Consider the following 20,378-nt stretch of genomic DNA (forward strand, 5'->3'; position numbering starts at 1 on the left):
ATCTGCCGCTATGAACCCGACCGCGCTAGACAAGCGCCGACCAGCAAAGCGGAGAGGTGGCTGAGTGGTCGAAAGCACCGCACTCGAAATGCGGCGTACGGGCAACCGTACCGTGGGTTCGAATCCCACCCTCTCCGCCATGCTTCCCTTCCCCTTCACAGTGTGAAGTTGAGAGACGGCCGCAATTCGCGGTGGCCGTTCGGGCGTATTGCGCTTCCCGGCAGGCACCTGCGGTTTCGGGTTTTCATTTTCCTCCGGTATCTGGTGACGATCGGCACGATTGCGTCGTTTTCTGAAGCCGGCCTACTGCAGGTGACAAAGTAGATTTCCCGTCCGCGACGCCTTTCTGTCCTGGCTGGACCGCGCAGCGTATTTCCTGACTGTGGGATTTTCATACCTCCTCGTTGGCATGACCTCGCTCTTTATGCTCAATGGCCAGGACGCTGTAAGGAATGACTACCTCACGGTTCTTGTCGCCATGATCATCGCGTCCCTTGTTCCGATCGGCATTTTCAAGGGCGTTGGCGCGGCAGCCCGCTCGCGGGATGCCTTTGGCACGCGGGGCAAATGGTACCTGGCCTTCATTCCCATCGCCAACCTGCTCCTGATTTTTGCGCCGTCGCAGGAACAGTCACGACCGTCCCCTCGGCAGATGCCGAGAGGCATTCTGCTGGTGGCGCTGAGCGTCGTCCTGATTGCGGCGAGCGCAGGCGTGAGCCAATGGGTGAAAGGCCGCCTCGCTCTGGAAGGTGAGGTCGCTCAGGACAATATGCCGCTGCAGGCAAAACTGGCCCGGTATGAGGTCCAGACATTCGGCCTCGACGCGTTTCTGACGGGACTGGCAAAAGGGGTCACGGTGCCGATGAAGATCGATGACATCACGACATTGACGGCGGTCGAGGCAGACAAGGACATATACCGCTACGTCTACGAGATCTCGGACAAGACTGCGGCCCTCACCGGGAGCGCACGAGACCTGATGATGAACGCGTGGTGCAAGTCCGCGGAAATTACGCTCATGACCGATGTGGGCGCGACGGTTGAGGGGAGGTACTTCTCCCCGGACGGGAACTTGCTTGGCGAGTTGAGCGTCAACCCGGCGCTGTGCGGCGAGTGGAGGCTGCGATTGGACGAGACAATTCGGGCCTCGGCCAGCGCGATAAAGGGGCCGACAAAGCTCGATAACGTGACGACCCTTATCGGCGCGGACTACCGGGACAGCACGCTCACCTATCACTATACGCTGCCGGCCGCGCCTTCGGGTACCGCTTGGCTGGAGCAGATGAAGGACAGATTGTGCCAGGCCGAGGAATTCAGGCAGATGATGTCCGTCGGTCTCAATGTTCGGGGCGTCTACACCACCGAGGCAAATGCGCCGATCGGCGAAGTCCTGATCAACTCGGAGATCTGCAGTATCTGACCGCGGCAGGATCGTGACCGGCGTCCCCGGCGACGCAACGTCTTGAGACGTTCTCGTCTGCCGGGCACTGGGCTAGCCGACCGTTCTCGCTATGGTCGAGCTTGCAGGCGGCCAGCCGGTTCGTTCCGGCAGCCTGCACCGGAATGGCGGTCGAGTCCGCCTGCGGCCTCGACGGATGGTCGCGTGTCATCAGGTGGGTCACCCCCAGCCTGGTTCCCTCTTGCCTCCATCGCTTGCTGCACTGGGTTTGGCCGGGCATACCCTTGCGACCGGGAAAGGCGTCTCAACGGCTGGAGACGGTAGGTTCGCATTTCCGCAGCAAAGTGCGGCAGCGCTAGGCGACCTTCAGCGCTGTCGATATTTCCGACAGGGTTGCCTTTTCCGCATCGCTGACGGCAACGCCGCCGAAGCCCAGGAAACCGCCTTCCTTGGCGGCCTCCGCGACCTTCTGGCTGATCTGGTAGAGCCATGCCGCAAAGGCGCCGGCATCACCGGGCGCCTTGGCCTCGACGGTGGTTCGGGCCTGCTGAAGTGTCTCGATGCATTTGGCCTTCATCTCCTCGGGCTTGGCGCCCTTGAGTTTTGCCTGCAGCCCGTCGCGGGCAGCCGTCCGCCCTTCCGAGGTTTCGAAGTCGGCGACAAGCGCCTTGAGAAGCGGACTTGCCGCCGCGTCCGTCTTTGCCTTGAGGAGCGCGCTGCTGCTTGCGATGCCCTCTTTCATCATGCCCCAGAGGCCGCTCGGCTCGGCCGCAGTCACGGCGATGCCGGCCATCATGACGCTCTCCAGGAGCAGCGTCCATTCCTGCGGGGTGAATGTCGATTTGTCAGCCATGGCTGATCCTCCTTCTTTCGATGTCGTCCATGACCACTGCCGGCGGTCCTTGTTGCGTGCAGGGCCGCCGGTCCACTGTCAGGACGATCCGTCAGGCCGACAGGGCGGCGAGCTTGGCCTTCAACGCGTCGATCGTGGGCTTCAGGATGTCCGAAACACCGGGGATCGCGAGCACCTTGTCGAACAGACCGTTGAGCGTCGACATCATCGGGGTCACCAGCGCGACGAGGGCTGCCTTTTGCTCGGCTGATAATTGACCGGCCGCGGCACTGACCTTGTCGAGCCCGCTTGAGACATCCTCCAGTTTTGGCAAGGCGGCCGTGGCGGAGGCTGCGTCGGTAATGCCGGTCAGCGTTGTCTGCAGGCTGGCCATGCTGTCCTTGACCTGTTGGCCGATGTCGACCCCGCCGACGGTCAGGCTCTGCCCCGCCGTTCCGGCCTGGGGCGTGACCTCGCCGCTCGGCTTGCCGAACAGATAGAAAAGCAGGGCAGCAAGAGCCAGGACCGCAATCACCCAATAGAGCCAGTTGCGCGACCCAGAGGGTGCCGCCGTTGCGGCCGTCCTTTGTGCGGCACTGCCGATGGTGGTCGCCGTATCGCGCGCCGCCTGGCTGGCGGTGGTCGCTGCCGTCTGTGCCGAACCGCCGAGCGCGGTGAGCAGGCCGCTGCCGCTCAAGAGGTCTCTGGCCCCGGCTGGCAATGCGGCGGCTATATTGTCCTTCTGGCTCGCGAGCAAGCCGGCGATGCCGTTGGCGCTGAGGTCTCCGCCGCTCTGCTTGGCAAGGCCGCCCAGGACGAGGGGAGCCAGTGTCGCCAGCAGCGAACCGCTCGCGCGCGGGTCCATGCCGGAAACCCCACCGACAGCGCTTGCGAGCGCGCTGCCGTCTCTCGCCCCGAACAGGGACGAGATGATCTGCGACCCGCTCTGGGCAAGCGATGCCTGATCGCCCCCCGTCAGCATGCCCATGAGGCTGTCGAGCGACCCACCCTGTTGCCGGGCGGTGTCGGCGATCTTTTGAGCACCGCCCGGTTGCGCCGCAACGCCGGTCAGTCCCGCCAGCACCGCAGGTATGGCTGCGCTGATGGCGCTCTGTACCTTGTTGCTATCGAGCCCGAGCGCCGAAGCGATGCGTGCAATCATGTCAGGGGTAAGCATCTGCGCAATGTAGGAAACAAGATTGCTGGCCATTGGCTTCTCCTCCACGTTGATGTCGTCGGACAACGACGACGCTCATGGAGCGGTCGACCGACGGCGCGGCAATTGGCTGCAAGCAATACGCGTTTATCTGATTATCGGCTGCCAGACCGGTTCGACTGGAACCCTTGGCGCACAAATTTTAGCACTTGTGGATGTATTTGCCCAGTTCGCGGCAACTTGCAGAAACGGCAGGCCCGCCGCGCGCCGGCGTCAAGGCGTTCAGGTCGGGCGCAGCGGCAGTAACGTCATCCGACGCGAACTCGCGACACGCCGCTCGTCAAATCGCACGCCGCGCAAAGAAGAGCCTTCGATCACCCCCACGACCAGTGGGTATCCAGGGTGTTCACTCTGAATTTCATGGCCAGTTTCGGTCCGTCAAAGAGTTCGATTTCGCCGAGCCCGTCATCGAACTCACCATGCGAAAAAAATGAAGCTCTGCCTCTTGGGGCACACTGTCTATGCAGCGGGTGCCATCTTTCAGCAGGACTTCACAGCCCGCGAAGCCCTCCGACCCCTTCGCCGCCGGGCAAACGCCGTCTCCGTAAACTCTATCAGAGCAGGAAATGATCCATCCTCTGACCATCATCACTTACAGATGCATTGGGCCCCGACCTCAGACGCAGTTATGTTTCGTCGAACACGCGCTGGCCGTCACACAGGCTTGCGAACATCCTCAAACTTCAGGCCGAAGCGGGCCAGGTACTTGGACAGGCGATCGGCATCATTGCTACTTTTCTTTTCCAGGCGCGAATGGGCAAAGAGGGTCCGGCCGGCGGCGCTTGCCGTCGGGTGGTTGCGGCAGGTTTCGATCACGGCAGCAAGCTGGACCGCGTCGAAAAGATCGAGTTGTGCAGCGGCGGCGGGGCCCAGGCACTCTGTCAGGAGATCGAATTGCGATATCCTGCGGTCCTCGCCCCACGCAGTCCGCAAACGGACGATCTCCTGGTCGACGACTTCGGTGTTGATGCGGCCGTGCGGCGCGAGCGTTGCCATGCGGGTCACGGAAGCGGAAAGGTCGCGGAAATTGGCGCACCACGCAGCGTCCGGTCCCGTTGCGAAAGTCAGGTATAGCGCTCGGGCTTCCTTATTGAAGGTGACGTTCTCGCCCTCGCGCTCCAAGAACCGGCGAAGCTCGAAATCCAGGTTCGGCTCGATGTCTTCCGGACGCTCGCGCAACGCCGGAAGCTGGAAGGTCCACAGGTTGAGCCGCGCAAAGAGATCTTCGCGGAACCGTCCGTTGCGCACGTCTTCCCGCAGGTTGCGGTTGGTGCCGGCAAGGAGTTGGAAGTCGGCCGAGGCTTCCCGGTCGGCACCGACGGGAAGAAACCGCTTCTCCTCGATGGCGCGCAGGCACATTGCCTGCTCATCGGGGCCGAGTTCGCCGATCTCGTCGAGGAAGAGAACGCCCTTGTCGGCAGTTTTCAGCAGCCCGGCCCTTTCCCCGGCCGAGCCGGTGAAGGCGCCCTTCACATGGCCGAAAAGGGCCGACATGGCCTGGTCGCCGCGCAGTACTGCACAGTTGACCTCGACAAAATCACCGCTCACCTTGCGCTGTGTCTTTTTCAGTTCGTAAATGCGGCGGGCGAGCTGTGACTTGCCGGCGCCGGTCGGCCCGGTCAAAAGCACGGGCGCCGTCGAGCGGATGACGACACGTTCGATCTCGTCGATCATGCGATTGAAGGCCGCGTTGCGCGTTGAAATGCCGGATTTCAGAAAAGAGCGCGCGTCATCGCGTTCCGAGGCGAAGCGCTTGGCGATCTCATCGTAACGGGAAAGATCGAGGTCGATGATCCGGTGGGTGCCGGAAAAATCCTGACCCGGCTCGCGGTCGCGCGGTGGCGAGAGCTGCAGCAGGCGGCCTGGAATGATCCTGGCTTCGGTCAACAGGAACCAGCAGATCTGCGCTACATGGGTGCCGGTGGTGATGTTGACCAGATAGTCTTCCGCGTCCGGATCGAAATCGTAGGCGCGGGCGAAGTCCCGCAACTGGGTGTAGACTTCGGAGAAATCCCAGGGATCACGAAGATTGATGACGTGCCGGCGCACTTCGGTCGCCGGCGACACTGTTTCGATATCCTTCGCAATGGTGTTCGCCAGGTGGCTCGCATGGTTGTCATGAAGGAGTTCCAGGCGATCGATGAACAATCCTTGCTGCTGGGTCAGGCCGACATTCGGCCGCCAGCGCCCCCACCGATCTTCGCGCCGGCCCGTATCGAGCGTGGTGCCGAGCATGCTGATGGCGATGCGACGCTTCATGTCTTATACAATCTTATAATCACCTATATCCAAAGATAAGATACACGTTCCACTTGTGTCGGGCAAATTCGTGCAGTGAGTTCCGACGAAATTTTTTATTTTCGAAAACAAATGAATAGATGGATTTTTCTGAAATATCAGCAGTCTGTGCGGGACTTGGCACGCCGTTTGAAATGTCCCTGGTGTGAACAACCAGTCAGACAATAGAAGGACTGCAGCTGCAGAAAAGATGATGACACAGGTATTTAGCGGACAGGATCTGATCGACGCCGGCATGCCGCAGGGCAAGTGGTTCCGCCCGGCACTCGATGCCGCCAACAAGCTCCTGAGCGCGGGCGGGTCGATGGAGGAGGCGTTGGCGGCTGCCCGGGCTTTCCAGCCCGGGCCGACCCTCGCCCTGCACAGGGACGACAATATCGAGATCTATTCGAACATCCGTGCCGAGAACGCCTTCGAGCAGGACAACGTCGCCAAGGTCAACGCCACGATGCGCGCGCTCGTTCGCACGCCTGTCGTTCGGGCCGCAGCAATCATGCCGGATGCCTGCCCTTCCGGGCCGGTCGGGATCATTCCCGTCGGTGGCGTCGTCGCGTCGGAGGCGATCCATCCGGGCATGCATTCGGCCGATATCTGCTGCTCCATGGCGATCTCGGTGTTTCCGGGTGTCGATCCGAAGGCACTGCTGGACGCCGTGCATTCCGCGACACACTTTGGCCCCGGCGGGCGTCCGCAGGAGGCACAAATCAAGCCGTCGGAAGCGACGCTCGCGGCCTTCCAGCAGAACACATATCTGAGAGAAGGCCCGTTCAGCGCGTCCATCTGCCATTTCGGAACGCAGGGTGACGGAAACCACTTCGCCTATGTCGGAACGATGAAGTCGACCGGAGAGACGGCGCTCGTCACCCATCATGGCTCACGGGGTCCCGGTGCACGCCTTTACGACCGGGGCATGAAGGTTGCCAATCGTTTTCGCGAGTTGCTCTCGCCTGAAACGCTGCGCGACAATGCCTGGATCCCGGCTGAGAGCGAAGAGGGCGAGGCCTACTGGTCGGCGCTTCAGGTCGTGCGCCAGTGGACGAAGGAGAACCACTACGTCGTGCACGACATGGCGGCGGAAAAGCTGTCGGCGAAGGTTTCCGACCGCTTCTGGAACGAGCACAATTTCGTGTTCCGGAAATCGGATGGCCTTTTCTACCATGGCAAGGGCGCGACGCCGGCCTTCGACAAATGGGCCGCCGATGCGACGGACCTCACGATCATTCCGCTCAACATGGCGGAACCGATCCTGATCGTGCGTGGATCCAACGCCGCCCATGGCCTCGGCTTCTCGCCGCACGGTGCCGGCCGCAATTTCTCGCGCAGCGCTCACATGCGACGTCTCGCGGAGGAATATGGTGCGGATGCCCGAGGCCTCAGCCCGAACAACATCGCCGAGATCATGGCGAAGGAAACGGCTGGGCTCGACGTCCGCTTCTTCTCCGGTGCCGCCGATGTTTCGGAATTGCCCGGTGCCTACAAGTCGGCTGCCAATGTACGGGCGCAGATTGACCATTATGGTCTCGCCGAAGTGGTCGACGAGGTCATGCCCTATGGATGCATCATGGCCGGCGACTGGCAACGCAATGCGCCCTGGCGGAAGAAGCGTCGATAGCAGGAAGGGAAGGCGGCCAAGCTCGTCTTCCCTCAAGGGCCTTCCAAAGGTGCCTTCGGGACCCGGTACCCCCCACGCGAACCCACGTGCGGATCGCGGTTCCCGGCCCGTGCGGGGCCGGGATCGCGTCACACATGCTTTACTTCTTCGGCGCCTTTTCGGCGGGCGCCGGTGCTGCCTGCAGGTCGCCAAGCAGTGAGGAGATGGCGTTTTCGCCGTTGAAGCCAGCCTCCTTCAGCAACTGGTCGAGCACCGGCTTGTTGGCCTGGTAGGCGAGCAGCTGGCCCGCCAACCCGTCGCCAAGGCCGATGCCGTTGGTAGCACCGTCGCCGCCGGCGCCGCGGCCGAGCATGCCGCCGGTGTCGAAGATGCGGATATCGGAGATCTTCTCGATTGGCTTGACCGCTTCGGCAAGGGCTTCGGGAATGATGCGGATGCGTTCGCGCAGGATTTCGAACTCGATGATGGCCGCGCTCAGCTTGTTGCGGGCGTCATTGAGCAGCGCCTCGCTTTCGGCAGCCGCCTTGCCGGTTTCGAGCACGCCCTTGGCCTTGATAATCGCGGCTTCGGCCTCGGCGGTCGCAAGCGTCTTGATCGCATCGGCCTGGTCGAGGGCCGCCTGCTTCTCGGCTTCCGCCCCGACGGTCACGGCCGTCGCTTCGGTTTCGGCGGTCTTGCGGGCATCGATGACGGCGATCTGGCGTTCGCGTTCGGCGATTTCCACCGCCTTTGCGGTCTCAACCTTTTCTTCCGCGGCAATCGCGAGCGCCCGGGCGTTTTCCGCCTTGGCCTTGGCTTCGGATTCCTCGCGGCTCTTGTTGGCGACGGCAATCGCGCTTTCCTGGGAAACGATCTGCAGGTCGCGCTTGGCTTCCGTGTCGCGCTGCTGGACCGATCGGGTCGCGTCGATGTTGGCGCTTTCACGGACCTGCTTGGCGGCTGCCTCGCGTTCGGCGATCGCCTGTTCGGTGGCAATGCGGGCTTCTTCTTCGGCGCGTTTGGCGGCCTGCTCCTGCTGCGCGGTTTCGGCGCGGGTGGCGGCCGACTTGTTGGCGATGTCGCGTTCCTGGTTCAGCTCCGCCTCACGCTTGGTGCGCTCGATCGCAAGTGACTGCTGGCGGGCTTCCAGGTCCTTCTGGGCGATGGCGACTTCGGTATCGCGGACGATCTCGTTGCGCTCCTTCTTGCGGCCCTCGGTAATGCGGGTCAGCGCCGCCAGACCGTGGGCGTCGAAGAAGTTGTTGGCATTGAAATGCTTGATGTCCGTCTGGTCGAGGCGGGTCAGCGAGACCGATTCCAGTTCAAGACCGTTCGACTGCAGGTCGGCGCCGACCGCTTCCTGCACCGCCTTGACGAAGTCCATGCGCTGTTCCTGCAGCGCGTCGAGGCTCATCGTAGCGGCAACCGAGCGCAGGCCGTCGACAAACTTCGCCTCGATCAGCACGCGCAGCTGTTCGGCGTCGTTGGTGCGGTCGCCGAGCGTCTGGGCTGCAAGCGCGATCGAGGAGGCGTCCGGCTTCACGCGGACGTAGAATTCCGCGCCGATGTCGACGCGCATGCGGTCCTTGGTGATCAGCGCGTCGCCCTCGCCGCGGCGGACTTCGAGGCGCAGCGTCTTTAAGTTGACGCGGGCGATCGAGTGGAAGATCGGCAGCACGATCGAGCCGCCGTCGAGCACAACCTTCTGGCCGCCGAGGCCGGTGCGCACATAGGCCTCGTCGCGGCTGGAGCGGGTATAGAGCGATGCAAGTACAAAACCGATGCCGAGGATCAGGACGATGCCGATGCCGGCCGGCACCAAGAGGTCGTAGAACATGGTTGCTCCGATGAAGAGGGACTAAGGGGTGGGCGGCGTCAGCAGGTCTGCCGGCGCGGAAATCGCAATGAAAATGTTTGAAACCCGGTCGACGACGAGCACCGTCGTGCCAATGGCGATCGGTTGCTCGTTGCGGGCGGCGCGGGCACGCAGCACATGCCAGTTGCCGTGGCGATCCTTCAGGCGAATGCGTCCGGGCAGGCCCTGGTCGAGCGGACCGACGGTGACCTCGCCGCTGCGGCCAACGAAGTCGCCGAGGTCCACGACATAGCTTTCGTCCCGCGGAACGATGCGCGCGACCCAACGGCTCGTCACCCGGACTGCCGGCAAGGACAGGAGGAAGGCCGGCAGCGCGGCCACCGACGCCGGCAGCAGGGCCCAGGTGGCGACGGCCACGGCCTGGATGACGAAACCGGTCATGGCGAAGAGGCCGAGGAACAGCATCAGCAGGATGAGGATCGGCACTCCGCCGACGTTCAGCCAGGACATCAATCCGGCCATGCCGTTGTGGTCGTCGATCCACGCCTTGTCGATCGCCTCGCCGAGCGAAAAGCCAAGCAGCAGGCACAGCATCTCGATGCCGGTGAGGGCGGCGAGCATCACCGCCGCAATGGCGAATGGCAGGGATTCCGGGGCGAGGAAAAGCAGCATGGGCTAGTTCTGTCTCGTCTTGAACTGGGCGAGGCGCGCTTCAATGGCCTGTTCGCGGTGCAGGCGGTCGAGTTCGTCCAGCTCGGCGCTAGATCCGCGTTCGCCCGAGGGAACGCCGGTTGCGCGCGAGACGGCGGCCGCCGCGCGGGCAGCGCCATCGACCGGGTTTGCCTTGGCCTGGCCGAAAGGCGCGCTGTCGGGGAACTGGCTGATGCTGCGTTTCAGGTCGGCGAGCCTTGCTTCGGCTTCGCGGCGGGTGGCAAGCACCGCCTGCAGCGCCTGCTGGCCTTCATCGAGGCCCGTGCGAGCGCCGGCGAGCGCCTTGTCCAGCGCTGCCAGTTGCGATTCCAGGTCGATCTGGCGCGCCACGCCGGCCTTGGCGAGGTCATCGCGCCCGGCGGAGATCGCGGTGCGGATCTTTTCGTCGAGCATCTGCATGTCGGCGCCGATTTCGTCGCGACGGCTGAGAATGCGGTACTCTTCGGCGCGGGCCTTGCCGATATCGGTGCGGGCTTCGTCGGCAGCCGTGTCGATCTCGCGAAGCGCCTGTTCGACGATCACGATCTTGTTGTTGCCCTCGGCCTTGTCGACTGCGGTGTTGGCGAGGCCGGCGATCAGCCGTCCCATGCGCGAGAGAATGCCTTCGTTCGTCATCATGTTCTTCTCCGTTCGATCAGAATGCGTCGTGACGCCGATGTGGATCTGGTAGTTGCCGTTCTCGGCGACGAGCTGAGCGGCAAAGATGCTCAAGGCACCCTGCGAATAGCCGGCGACATCGTAGGGGATCGCGACCCGGCCGCGCACGGTGGCAACGGTCAGGTCCGAGGGGCCCTTGATCGTGAACAGCTTTTCGTCGAGCGGCAGCCTGGGCGTGGCGGCCCCATGTCCGCGGCTCGCAGCAAAGTCACGTAGGCCTAGGGTGACGAGCCGCGCCGGAAGACCGGTGCGTTCCCGGACCGTTTCATAGGCAAGTTCGTGCAGGGTTACGAGATTGGCCCCGGCCTTTTCCGTCGCCAGGTCGTCGAGCATGGCGAGCATTGTGGCGTAAGCCGCGAACGTCTCGTCCAGGGCCTGTCGCGCCTGATCGTCCGGCGCGAGATCGTAACGTAGGATCGACGTATGGTTTAACTGGGCCATGACAATAAAATAAAGCACCGCTTTTGTGCTTTCAAGGGCAGACTCAGTTTTAGGTTGTATTTTTCGCCAACTAGCGCCGAGACGTCAGTGGGGCTTTTCGGCAGCGATCAGGGTAGGCCCGACGCCAGAGGGAAAGCCACCGGCGAGCGCGCGCAACAGGCCCGGTGGGAAGTCGAGGGCTCACTGCCCTCTGTTGTTGCGAAGCCAGGTATCAAGTGCGCTGATGACGGACAGTCGCAAGCTGGCGCCCTTGGCGAGCGCACGCGTAAGCGACATGTCGTCTGCGGCAAAACCCATCTCGGCCATGATGTCGTTCGGGCGAACCCGGCGGCGGTTCATGATCGTGCGGATGTCGGCTATCGCTTCCGGCAGCAGGTAGCGGCCGCTGGCAATGGCGGAGGCTGTATGGATGGCGGGCGCCGGATCGATCTCGGCTTGAACGGCCGAGATGCCGGTCGTGTCCTGGGTGGCGAGCCACCTGAGGAAGGTCTCCCGTTCCGCCGGGCTCGCCTTGGTCCAGGAATTCTGAAGTTTTTCGAGCCGTGTGCGCTCGGTCTTGAGACCGGCGATGACCAACGCCTGGCGCAGCGAAGGGATCCGGCCGGCGAGCAGGTCGTCGTGAATCTCAGGGAAATCGAGCTTGAGGTGCTGCAGCTGATCGGCTTCGTCGCGCTTGGTTTTCTTCGACATGCTCGCTTCTCGTTCTCGTCCGCTCGTTCTTGTCCGCCTTCGCCAGCGGCCACCGGTCGCCACGCATTCGGAACGCCGTTGGACCAAGGTTCCCGCGTTCCGTTTCCCGGGCATCTAGCGTGCCCGGGCGCCGCGCGCGAGTGAAATACGACGCTATCCTCTATCCTTTCCCGGACGCTCCCGGTACGGGCACCTGTAGAAGATGATTCGGTGCGCGCTTGCGCGCATCCAGGGACGACGCACGCCAGCTTTACGCAAGTCCGTTCGCCTATCGTCACGTCAATGGCCGGAATGTGACACGGCGAATAAAGGACAATGATATGTCGAACGATATCGAGCATTACCGCGACCCCTCCGATCAGATGGTCGCTCTCTATCTCTCCAGCAATGACGGCGACGAACTGACGGACGTTCTCGTTGCAGCGCTTGAAGATGCCTTCCGGATCCTGAACGACGAGTTTGCCGGCGAGACGATGCACTGACGTTTGCACGCCTGCACGGCGCGCCTGAGCGTGACCACGGTTTCGGTTTGACAGCAGCAGGCATTGATCTGCCTGCGACGACACTTGCAAGCGTGATTGCGCTTTGAGCCCGATGTCGCCGACGCGCTCGGCCGGCTGGTCATCGCGGCTGTCAGCTGTTCCGAAGGAGCGCCTCCAGTGAAAGAGCCGCCTCCATAACCATCCTGTCGGCTCCATTTCGCCCCATCAACATCAGGCCGGCTGGCCGCGTCTGGCCCGGCATCGGCAGCGTGATAGCCGTCAGGTCGAACTGGTTCGCCACCTGGCAGTTGCGCAACAGCAAGCCTTCCACCCGGTCGTACTCGTTGGCGTCGGTTTCGACGCTGGCAATCGGCACGGCGGCGATCGGCGTCGTCGGCAAGGCCAAGAGATCGTAAGGCGAAAGCCGCTCGTCCATTTCGACGGCAAGGGCGCGTCGGGTTTCGAGCAGCGCGGCAACGGCTTCGTCCGGCACAGCGAGGCGGCGTCGGAGCGGCCCCTTGACCCTTTCATCCGCCAACGCGGCGTCGTCGGAAAGCCAGTCGGCGTGGATGCGGCTTGCCTCCAGTCCGGCGATCGAGCCGATCCTCGTTGCGCCCCACAGTCGTTCCATCAGGTCGTCGATCCTGCAGTCGATGATCCGGGCGCCCGCTCTGGCGAGCCGGTCGAGGCTGTCGGCAAAGGCTTTGGCGATCTCGGGTGCGAGGTCGTTCAACAATCTTCCCTGGGGAACGCCGATGCGCAGTCCAGCAATCGGCCGGGCTACAACCGACGCCATCGGGTCGCCGGCCATGACGGCGTCGGCAAGCATGCAATCGGTCACGGTCCGGGCGAGGGGGCCGACCGAATCGAGGCTGGGCGAAAGAGGGAATGCGCCATCGAGCGGGATGCGGCTTGCGGTGGGCTTGAAGCCGACGATGCCGTTGAGGGCCGCGGGGATGCGGATGGAGCCGCCGGTGTCGGAGCCGATGGCGATGTCGCAGGTGTCTTCGACGGCCGAAACGCCCGCGCCGGAGGACGAGCCACCAGGGATCAGGTTTTCGTCGGTGGCGTTGCCAGGCACGGGATAGTGCGGGTTGAGCCCAACCGCGGTGAAGGCAAACTCGGTCATGTGCGTCTTGCCGAGGATGACCGCGCCGGCGTCGCGCAGACGTTTCACGACGAGGGCATCTTTTGTGGCCGGCGGCGCATTGCGACGGATGATGGAGCCGGCAAGCGTCGGTTCGCCCGCAACGTCGAACAGGTCCTTGATCGAAACGACCTTGCCGTCGAGCGGCCCGAGTGTCGCGCCGCCCTGCCGGCGACGGTCTGCCGCATCCGCTTCGGCGCGCGCGCTCTCGGTATAGAGCTTGACATAGGCCCGTTCGCGATCCCGGCGGGCGTCGAGCCTGGCCAGGATCTCTTCAAGACGATCGCGTACGGGGGTATTCGATTGGGGCACGATGAGGAACCTGTCGGTATCTGCCGTCGCCGGGCGGCGCGTTGATGCTCTTCGTCCACGCTGCCGCGAGAGAGCCGCCTGCAGCCGAGACGGTAATCTTCATAGCAGGGCTTTCGGCAAATGCCATGCGGTTGCTGGCATACGGGCGTGCAACCCGGTCCCTCACTTGGGCTTGTGCGCACACAGGATGAACCGACGATAGACGAAGGTGCGCAGGCGATTTCGCAGGTTTGCGGTCGTCCGCTGTGCGGCGGCGATCGGCCGGTGGGATGCGCGTTCGATGGCGTCGAAGCCGGCGGCCTTCAAGATTGGCAGCAAGGTGTCGACCGTCAGGCCGTCGCCGAAGGGCAGGGCTTGCATGATGGCGGCGTGGCGATCGCTGAGCGCGCCGTCATAGTGATTGTCTGGCCCGATCATCCGATCGATCTGGCGGATCGCGAAGGACGCGAGGTGGCCGACGGTCGTCGGCTTGGCCCAGTTGCCGTCGAAGACCAGCAGCCTGCCGCCCGGCTTCAAAACGCGGAACCATTCGCCAAGCGTCGCCGGAGGCTGTGTCAGGGTCCACACCAGGTGGCGGCAGACGATGGCGTCATAGTGCGCGTCCGGCTCCATGGTGTTTTCCGCATCGGCCAGCAGGAAGCGCAGCCGCGGCTTGCCCGCGTGCTTTTTCCGGGCAACGGCAAGCATCGCCTCGGAGAAATCGAGCGCCGTGACGTCGTGGCCGAGGTCGTGGATCAGCCGCGTCACCTCGCCGGTGCCGCAGGCTAGCTCGAGAACCCGGAGCGGCTCGGCCCCGAGAAAGTCGCGCACCGGTTGCTGCCATGCGTCGAATTCTGGTCCGGGCGGGATGCGGTGGCCGAAGGCGAGGTCGAAGGTTTCGGAGCGCTTCGACCAATAGTCGCGGATCTCATCCTTGAGGTCGAAGTTTGCCCGCCTGTCCGACTGCGCGTGGTCTGCCGCTCCGCTCATTGCGCCGCTTTCACTTGATCGATGCGGGCGAAGATGGCGTCGAAGCGGCCGCGCGCGCGGCCGGGGACTTCGATCTTGCGGAAGGTCTCCGTCAGTTCGGCGTCGCCGACCTTGATCAGCATCACCATGCCCATGGCGAAATGCGGCGAGCACTTGATGCCGTAGAAGCCTGGCGTGTCGAAGGTGACTTCGATCTCCTCGTTGATCTGGCCCTTGAAACCAGCATAACCCTTGGGAACCATGCCCTCGATCGATGCGGCGTTGTGGCTCTTGTGCCCGACGAGAAATTTCACGCTATCGCCCGGCTTCAGCTCGACATAGTCGGGCTCAAACACCATCGAGCCGCTTTCACCGCGATTGAGCATCTTGACCTCGATGGGCTCGGCGAAAGCGGGATTGGCGGCAAGCCCGAGGGAAAAAAGGGCGGCGGCGATGTTAGCGCGCATGGTCATGTCTCTTTTGGGTGTCGGATATCAGGTGCAGTCTTGGCCGCGGGCGGCGATAGCGCACGAAGCAGGAGCCGTCCTCGTCGTGCTCCACCGCCGCTGCGACCCCGAAGACCGCGAGGATGCGGTCCTCCGTCAGAATTTCCCTCGGGGTGCCGAGCGCCACGACGCGGCCGCGGTCCATGACGACAATGCGATCGCAAAAGACGGCGGCATGGTTGAGATCGTGCAGGGCGGCGACGACCGTCAGCTTCTGCCCGCGCACGAGCTCGAGCAGGCCGATCTGATGGTGGATGTCGAGGTGATTGGTCGGCTCGTCGAGCAGCAGGATTTGCGGCTGCTGCGCCAGCGCCCGCGCGATGTGCAATCGCTGGCGCTCCCCGCCGGAGAGCGTGTGCCACATGCGTCCGGCAAAATCGCTCATGCCCACATGCGCGAGCGCGCGGTCGACGATGTCGGTGTCACGGTTCGACCAGGGCGACAGCGCGCCGAGATGCGGGGTGCGGCCGAGTTCGACCGCCTGGCGGGCGGTGATGCGTTCGGTGGTTTCCGCCTGCTGCTCGACGAGCGCGATGCGTTGGGCGAGGTCTCGCCGCACCGTCTTGGCGAACGGCCGCCCTTCGAGGCTGACGCTGCCGGATTTCGGCGGGCGGATACCGGCGAGAAGCGAGATCAGGCTGGTTTTGCCGGACCCGTTCGGGCCGATGATGCCGAGGAATTCGCCCGGCACGACCTCGAGGTTGACGGCATCGACGATCGTGCGGCCGCCGGCCGACCAGGTGACGTTCTCGGCCTTGAGGCTCATGATGCTGCCCTCCCGCGGCTGAGGATCAGCGCGAACGCCGGGGCGCCGACGAGTGCGGTGATGACCCCGATCGGCAGCACCTGGCCGGGAATGATGACACGCGACAGGATGTCTGCTGATATCATGAAGATCGCGCCGGCAAGGGCAGCTGCCGGCAAGAGGAGGCCGTGGCGCACGCCGACGAGGAAGCGTGCCGCATGCGGGATGACCAGGCCGACGAAGCCGATCGAGCCGACGATGCTGACCATCACAGCCGTCATCAGCGCCGTTGCTGAAATCAGGATGACATAGACCCGCTTGACCGGGATGCCGAGCGAAGCGGCCGATTCCGCACCGAAGGTGAAGGCGTCGAGCGCGCGGGCGTGCCAGAGGCAGACGAGCAGGCCGCCAAGCGCAATCGGCAACGCCAGCGCCACATCCGGCCAGCGCACGCCGGAGAGGTTGCCGAGCAGCCAGAACATGATGCCGCGGGCCTGTTCGGCATTGGCTGATTTGGTGACGATGAACGACGTGAGCGCGTTGAAGAGCTGCGAGCCGGCGACGCCGGCCAGAATGATGGCGCCGGTGCCGCGGCCGGCTCTGAGCGCCAGCAGCGAGACGAGCGCGAAGGCGAAAACCGCGCCGAAAAAGGCGCCGAGCGACAGCGTCAGCATGCCCGCGCCGATGCCGAGGATGGCGACGGCGACCGCGCCGGTCGACGCACCCGCGGAAATGCCGAGGATATAGGGATCGGCAAGCGCGTTTCTGAGCAGTGCCTGCAGCACCACCCCGCAAAGCGAAAGAGCGGCGCCGCAGCAGGCGGCGACGACCGCGCGGCTGAGGCGATAGTTCCAGACGATGCCCTCGTCGATCGCATCGAGCGGGTATCCGGCGCCCCAGAGGCGGTTGGCGACGGTCTTGCCGACGACGTCGAGCGGAATGGCGGTTTCGCCGATGGCGGCGCCAAGCGCCAATGCCAGCAACAGGAGTGCGAGCGCCGTCGAAACGGCGCCCGTGCGGTTGATGGAAAGAGGCGTTGACCTCACTTCGCCAGGCCGGCTTTTTCGACCGCGTCGGCCAGCACTTCGATGCCCTCGATCGTGCGGATCGTCGGGTTCATCGCCTGGGCGTCCATCACGACGATATGGTCGGCCTTGACCGCGGGCATCAGGCTGGTCACCGGATCGGACTTCAGGAACTTCATCTTCAGTTCCCAGTCGTCGGCCGGGAAGCGGCGGCGATCCATCTTGCCGATCACCACGATCTTCGGGTCGGCCTTGGCGATGGTTTCCCAGCCGATCGTCGGCCATTCCTCTTCGGTGGACACGACATTCTTGATGCCGAGTGCCGACAGGATATAGCCGGGCGCGCCGTTGGTGCCGGCGACATAGGGGGCGATGTCCATCTCGGCACTGGAGAACCAGAAGACCGCCGACAGCTTGCCGTCGGCATTGGCGATCTTGCCGCGGGCGGCCTCCTCGCGCGCCTTCAGCTTGGCGATCAACGCCTGTCCACGATCCTGCACATCGAAGATCTCGGCGAGCTCAGATATCTCCTGGTAGATCAGGTCCATCGAGAAGGACTTGTGGCGCACGCCGTCGCCGCCGGCGGTATTGTCCTTGGCGGCGCAATCGGCCGGCGAGACATAGACTGGGATCGACAGTTCGGCGAACTGCTTCGGCGTGGCGACGATGCCCTCGGGCCCGACATGCCACTGGAACTGCGCGGTGACCAGATCCGGCTTGGTGGCGACGACGCTTTCGAAGCTCGGATCGTTGTCGGCAAGCCGCGGCACCTTGGCGTTGACGTCCTCGTAGCCGTCGATAACAGGCCCGATCCACACGGCGGTGCCGACGACCTTGTCCGCGAGGCCGAGGAGATAGAGAATTTCCGTGGTGCTCTGGCCGATCGAGGCGGTGCGCGTCGGCGCCGCCTTAAAGGTAACCTCCTGGCCGCAATTCTTTAAGGTCAGGGGGTAGCTCGTCGCGGCCGCTAGAGCGGTCGAGGGAGCGACGGTCAGAAGCAGGGACACGGAAACGGCAAGCGATGGGCAATGGCGCCCGACGGCATTCAAAATGGCTTTCAAGGGAATTCTCTCTTCTCGTGAGCTTGCGAAGGGTCAGCCGAAGCGGCGACAGTCGGCCTGATGGCTTTCGGGAGACAAACGATCGCTGACGTCGAGAAGGACGGGAAAAGAGGGCGCAAGGCCGCCGGATATGCGGATCATGGACAACTCCTGTTCCGGGCAACCCCGCCCGTGACGCTGGATCTTCTGCTTGACGGCAGGTCTCCTGGCTCGCGGATCAAGCGCCTTCCACCTGCCTTCCCGTGATGCGTCTGGCGCGATCGCAGTGGCATGGCGCGTCGTTGCGCCACTGGGGTGTCCGGCATTCCGCTTACAGTTGCGGGGGCAGCCACGGTCTCGGTCCCTTTTGGGTCGTCCTCACCGTGTTCCCTATTAATCCCCGTCGGAGTCATCCTCCGGGGAACCGTCGTCGCAACCCTTAGTACCCCTGCCAGCATGCCGTCAAGGCGAAGGGTGGGGTGGCGGGATGGCTTACCGTAAAGCTCGCGGCCGCCGCCACCTTCACCGAACTGTCGCCAAACCGTTCAAATTGTTTCATGCGGCTGTTACGTCGCTGACATCGGGATCGCCAAAGGTCCGGCACGCGCGGTCGCGCTGCCGAATCGGAGGTCTGTTTGGCCGATATCCTCAAGACGCTTTCGCGGCGTTCTTTCCTGCTTTCCGCCGGTGCTGCGGGTTTCGTGGCCTCATCCGGCCTCGCAACCCCCTTTTACGCGAGAGGCTACGGTCGGCCGGAGTTCATTCACGGGGTGCAATCCGGCGACGTCGACACCTCATCCGGCATGATCTGGACCCGGGTCGACCGGCCGTCGCGGGTGTCGGTCGAATATGCGACGACCGAAAGCTTCTCCAATCCGGTGCGCCTTGCCGATCTGACGGCGACGCCGCAGACGGATTGTGCGGTCAAATGCGCGCTTGATGGTCTCTTGCCGGACCAGGACATCTTCTATCGGTTCACTGCCACCGATCTCTACGATGTCAACCGCGTCTCCGAGCCGGTCGTCGGCCGCTTTCGCACCGCGCCGCTGCGAAAGCGCTCGATCCGCTTCGTCTGGTCCGGCGATACCGCCGGGCAGGGCTGGGGCATCGACGATGTCGGGATGAAGACCTATTCGACCATGCGGCAGCATGAACCGGACTTCTTCATCCACTCGGGCGACACCATCTATGCCGACAACCCGATCCCCGACGAGATCCAGCTTCGCGACGGCGGGGTCTGGAAGAACCGGGTGGTGACACATGAGAAGCGCGACGTTGCGCGCACGCTGGAAGAATATCGCGGCCAGTGGAAGTACAATCTGCTCGACGAGCACGTCCGGCAGATGAATGCCGTTTGTCCGACCTTCTATCAATGGGACGACCACGAGGTGCTCAATAACTGGTCGGCCTCCACCGACCTTCGCGACGATCCGCGCTATCCGGAAAAGGACGTCGCCGTCTACGCCGGCCGCGCTGCGCGGGCGTTTCACGAGATGACGCCGATCCGGACGCCCGTGACGCAGCCCGGCCGCATCTTTCGCAAGGTCGGCTATGGGCCCTTGCTCGACGTCTTCTTCGTCGATCTGCGCTCCTATCGCGGCGCCAACCAAAGCGAGGGTGGTGGCGAACTCTTCGGCTGGCGGCAGGCAGACTGGCTGAAACGCGAACTTGCCGCTTCGCGCGCGGTGTGGAAGGTGATTGCCTGCGACATGCCGATCGGTCTCGTCGTCTGGGACGACTATACCAACCGGCGCGGCTCGGATGCGATCGCCAATGGCGACGACGGCGCGCCGACGGGACGGGAACTGGAGTTCGCCGATCTTCTGCGCTTCATCCGCGACAATGCCATCGACAACCTCGTCTGGCTAACGGCGGACGTACACTACACGGCTGCGCATCACTACGATCCGTCACGCGCCGCCTTCAAGGAATTTACCCCGTTCTGGGAGTTCGTATCGGGGCCGCTTCATTCGGGAACCTATGGTGCGAAGGAACTCGACATGACCTTCGGACCCGAGGTTCGCTTCATCAAGGCGTCGGGCGGCGGCGTTGACTCGAACCTGCCGCCGTCGGCCGGCCTGCAGTTCTTCGGCATCGTCGACATCAACGGCCAGACGAGGCAGATGACGGTGCGGCTGATGGACCGCCAGGATCAGGAATTGTGGCGCGTGACGCTTGATCCGGCAGCAGTCGCATGAGCGATCCGACCTTTGTTGCCATCTCTCCAAACGTGGCTCGCGAGACCTTCGCTCGTTGCAAAGCCATGGCCTGTCGGCCTTTCGGTGCCGGCCTCATCGAGGTGCCCCCCTTTCGCAATCGCAAAAAAACCTGTATGAGCGCGACCATTGAAAAAGCGGCGTGGCCCATCGGGGCTTGCCCTGAACCTTCCGAGACGAAAAATGAGCATTCGTAACATCGCGATTATCGCGCACGTCGACCATGGGAAAACGACCCTTGTTGACGAGCTCCTGAAGCAGTCGGGCTCGTTCCGCGAAAACCAGCGCGTTGCCGAACGCGTCATG

Annotated in this window: 19 protein-coding genes, 1 tRNA gene and 1 riboswitch; of the genes, 7 read left to right on the forward strand and 13 right to left on the reverse strand. The window is 63.6% G+C overall.

The window, feature by feature from the left end; genetic code table 11:
- Positions 1 to 50 precede the first annotated feature (50 nt).
- Together VGO04_RS03230 and VGO04_RS03235 are read left to right on the forward strand one after the other, a co-directional pair.
- Positions 51 to 140 (forward strand) — tRNA-Ser (locus VGO04_RS03230).
- A gap of 338 nt (positions 141 to 478) precedes the next feature.
- Positions 479 to 1,420, forward strand: a complete 942-nt coding sequence (locus VGO04_RS03235; protein ID WP_327494518.1) for a hypothetical protein — start codon at positions 479 to 481, stop codon at positions 1,418 to 1,420.
- 334 nt (positions 1,421 to 1,754) lie between these two features.
- On the opposite strand, the gene VGO04_RS03240 is transcribed toward VGO04_RS03235, so the two are convergent.
- Positions 1,755 to 2,252 (reverse strand): hypothetical protein, encoded by a 498-nt coding sequence (locus tag VGO04_RS03240; protein ID WP_327494519.1) that lies wholly within the window; start codon positions 2,250 to 2,252, stop codon positions 1,755 to 1,757.
- 91 nt (positions 2,253 to 2,343) lie between these two features.
- Positions 2,344 to 3,441 (reverse strand): DUF937 domain-containing protein, encoded by a 1,098-nt coding sequence (locus tag VGO04_RS03245; protein WP_327494520.1) that lies wholly within the window; start codon positions 3,439 to 3,441, stop codon positions 2,344 to 2,346.
- Here VGO04_RS03245 and VGO04_RS03250 point away from each other — a divergent pair.
- Positions 3,431 to 3,802: a hypothetical protein gene (locus tag VGO04_RS03250; RefSeq protein WP_327494521.1), complete on the forward strand. Its 372-nt coding sequence runs from the start codon at positions 3,431 to 3,433 to the stop codon at positions 3,800 to 3,802. The two genes, VGO04_RS03245 and VGO04_RS03250, sit on opposite strands and share 11 nt — an antisense overlap.
- A gap of 299 nt (positions 3,803 to 4,101) precedes the next feature.
- On the opposite strand, the gene rtcR is transcribed toward VGO04_RS03250, so the two are convergent.
- Entirely contained in the window at positions 4,102 to 5,706 is a 1,605-nt protein-coding gene (gene rtcR / locus VGO04_RS03255; RefSeq protein ID WP_327494522.1) for an RNA repair transcriptional activator RtcR, read from the reverse strand.
- 232 nt (positions 5,707 to 5,938) lie between these two features.
- Here rtcR and VGO04_RS03260 point away from each other — a divergent pair, with 232 nt between their 5' ends.
- Complete coding sequence (locus VGO04_RS03260) at positions 5,939 to 7,357, forward strand: RtcB family protein (RefSeq protein WP_327494523.1); 1,419 nt, start codon at positions 5,939 to 5,941, stop codon at positions 7,355 to 7,357.
- 139 nt (positions 7,358 to 7,496) lie between these two features.
- Here VGO04_RS03260 and VGO04_RS03265 read toward each other — a convergent pair whose 3' ends face one another.
- From VGO04_RS03265 to VGO04_RS03280, 4 genes are all read right to left on the reverse strand, one after another.
- Positions 7,497 to 9,173: a flotillin family protein gene (locus VGO04_RS03265; protein ID WP_327494524.1), complete on the reverse strand. Its 1,677-nt coding sequence runs from the start codon at positions 9,171 to 9,173 to the stop codon at positions 7,497 to 7,499.
- Between the two features lie 21 nt (positions 9,174 to 9,194).
- Positions 9,195 to 9,824: an OB-fold-containig protein gene (locus VGO04_RS03270; protein WP_327494525.1), complete on the reverse strand. Its 630-nt coding sequence runs from the start codon at positions 9,822 to 9,824 to the stop codon at positions 9,195 to 9,197.
- 3 nt (positions 9,825 to 9,827) lie between these two features.
- On the reverse strand, positions 9,828 to 10,961 hold the full coding sequence (locus tag VGO04_RS03275) for a PspA/IM30 family protein (protein ID WP_327494526.1): 1,134 nt from the start codon (positions 10,959 to 10,961) through the stop codon (positions 9,828 to 9,830).
- 180 nt (positions 10,962 to 11,141) lie between these two features.
- Positions 11,142 to 11,651, reverse strand: a complete 510-nt coding sequence (locus tag VGO04_RS03280; protein ID WP_327494527.1) for a hypothetical protein — start codon at positions 11,649 to 11,651, stop codon at positions 11,142 to 11,144.
- 320 nt (positions 11,652 to 11,971) lie between these two features.
- Between VGO04_RS03280 and VGO04_RS03285 the strand changes: the two genes are divergently transcribed.
- The gene (locus VGO04_RS03285) at positions 11,972 to 12,133 is read left to right on the forward strand and encodes a hypothetical protein (protein ID WP_327494528.1); all 162 of its coding nucleotides are present in this window, start codon (positions 11,972 to 11,974) and stop codon (positions 12,131 to 12,133) included.
- A 151-nt stretch (positions 12,134 to 12,284) separates the two neighbouring features.
- Here VGO04_RS03285 and VGO04_RS03290 read toward each other — a convergent pair whose 3' ends face one another.
- From VGO04_RS03290 to VGO04_RS03315, 6 genes are all read right to left on the reverse strand, one after another.
- Complete coding sequence (locus VGO04_RS03290; RefSeq protein WP_327494529.1) at positions 12,285 to 13,592, reverse strand: amidase; 1,308 nt, start codon at positions 13,590 to 13,592, stop codon at positions 12,285 to 12,287.
- A 162-nt stretch (positions 13,593 to 13,754) separates the two neighbouring features.
- Positions 13,755 to 14,561 carry a class I SAM-dependent methyltransferase gene (locus tag VGO04_RS03295; RefSeq protein ID WP_327494530.1) on the reverse strand — a complete coding sequence of 269 codons (807 nt, stop codon included), beginning with the start codon at positions 14,559 to 14,561 and terminating at the stop codon, positions 13,755 to 13,757.
- The gene (locus VGO04_RS03300; RefSeq protein WP_327494531.1) at positions 14,558 to 15,007 is read right to left on the reverse strand and encodes a pseudoazurin; all 450 of its coding nucleotides are present in this window, start codon (positions 15,005 to 15,007) and stop codon (positions 14,558 to 14,560) included. The genes VGO04_RS03295 and VGO04_RS03300 overlap by 4 nt, the downstream gene beginning before the upstream one ends.
- Entirely contained in the window at positions 14,997 to 15,812 is an 816-nt protein-coding gene (locus VGO04_RS03305) for an ABC transporter ATP-binding protein (RefSeq protein ID WP_327494532.1), read from the reverse strand. Before VGO04_RS03305 ends, VGO04_RS03300 begins: the two co-directional genes overlap by 11 nt.
- Positions 15,809 to 16,837 (reverse strand): iron ABC transporter permease, encoded by a 1,029-nt coding sequence (locus VGO04_RS03310; RefSeq protein ID WP_327494533.1) that lies wholly within the window; start codon positions 16,835 to 16,837, stop codon positions 15,809 to 15,811. Before VGO04_RS03310 ends, VGO04_RS03305 begins: the two co-directional genes overlap by 4 nt.
- Positions 16,834 to 17,823, reverse strand: coding sequence for an ABC transporter substrate-binding protein (locus tag VGO04_RS03315; RefSeq protein ID WP_327494535.1), 990 nt, complete (start codon positions 17,821 to 17,823; stop codon positions 16,834 to 16,836). Before VGO04_RS03315 ends, VGO04_RS03310 begins: the two co-directional genes overlap by 4 nt.
- Before the next feature lie 232 nt (positions 17,824 to 18,055).
- Positions 18,056 to 18,300, reverse strand: a riboswitch (cobalamin riboswitch).
- Between the two features lie 191 nt (positions 18,301 to 18,491).
- Here VGO04_RS03315 and VGO04_RS03320 point away from each other — a divergent pair.
- Together VGO04_RS03320 and VGO04_RS03325 are read left to right on the forward strand one after the other, a co-directional pair.
- Positions 18,492 to 20,054 (forward strand): alkaline phosphatase, encoded by a 1,563-nt coding sequence (locus VGO04_RS03320; protein ID WP_327494534.1) that lies wholly within the window; start codon positions 18,492 to 18,494, stop codon positions 20,052 to 20,054.
- Between the two features lie 201 nt (positions 20,055 to 20,255).
- Positions 20,256 to 20,378, forward strand: a 123-nt coding sequence (locus VGO04_RS03325; RefSeq protein ID WP_327494536.1) for a GTP-binding protein, incomplete at its 3' end; no start/stop codon positions are given.

The sequence above is a fragment of the Ensifer sp. genome (assembly GCF_035999185.1).
In the GTDB taxonomy this organism is placed as follows: Bacteria; Pseudomonadota; Alphaproteobacteria; order Rhizobiales; family Rhizobiaceae; genus Ensifer.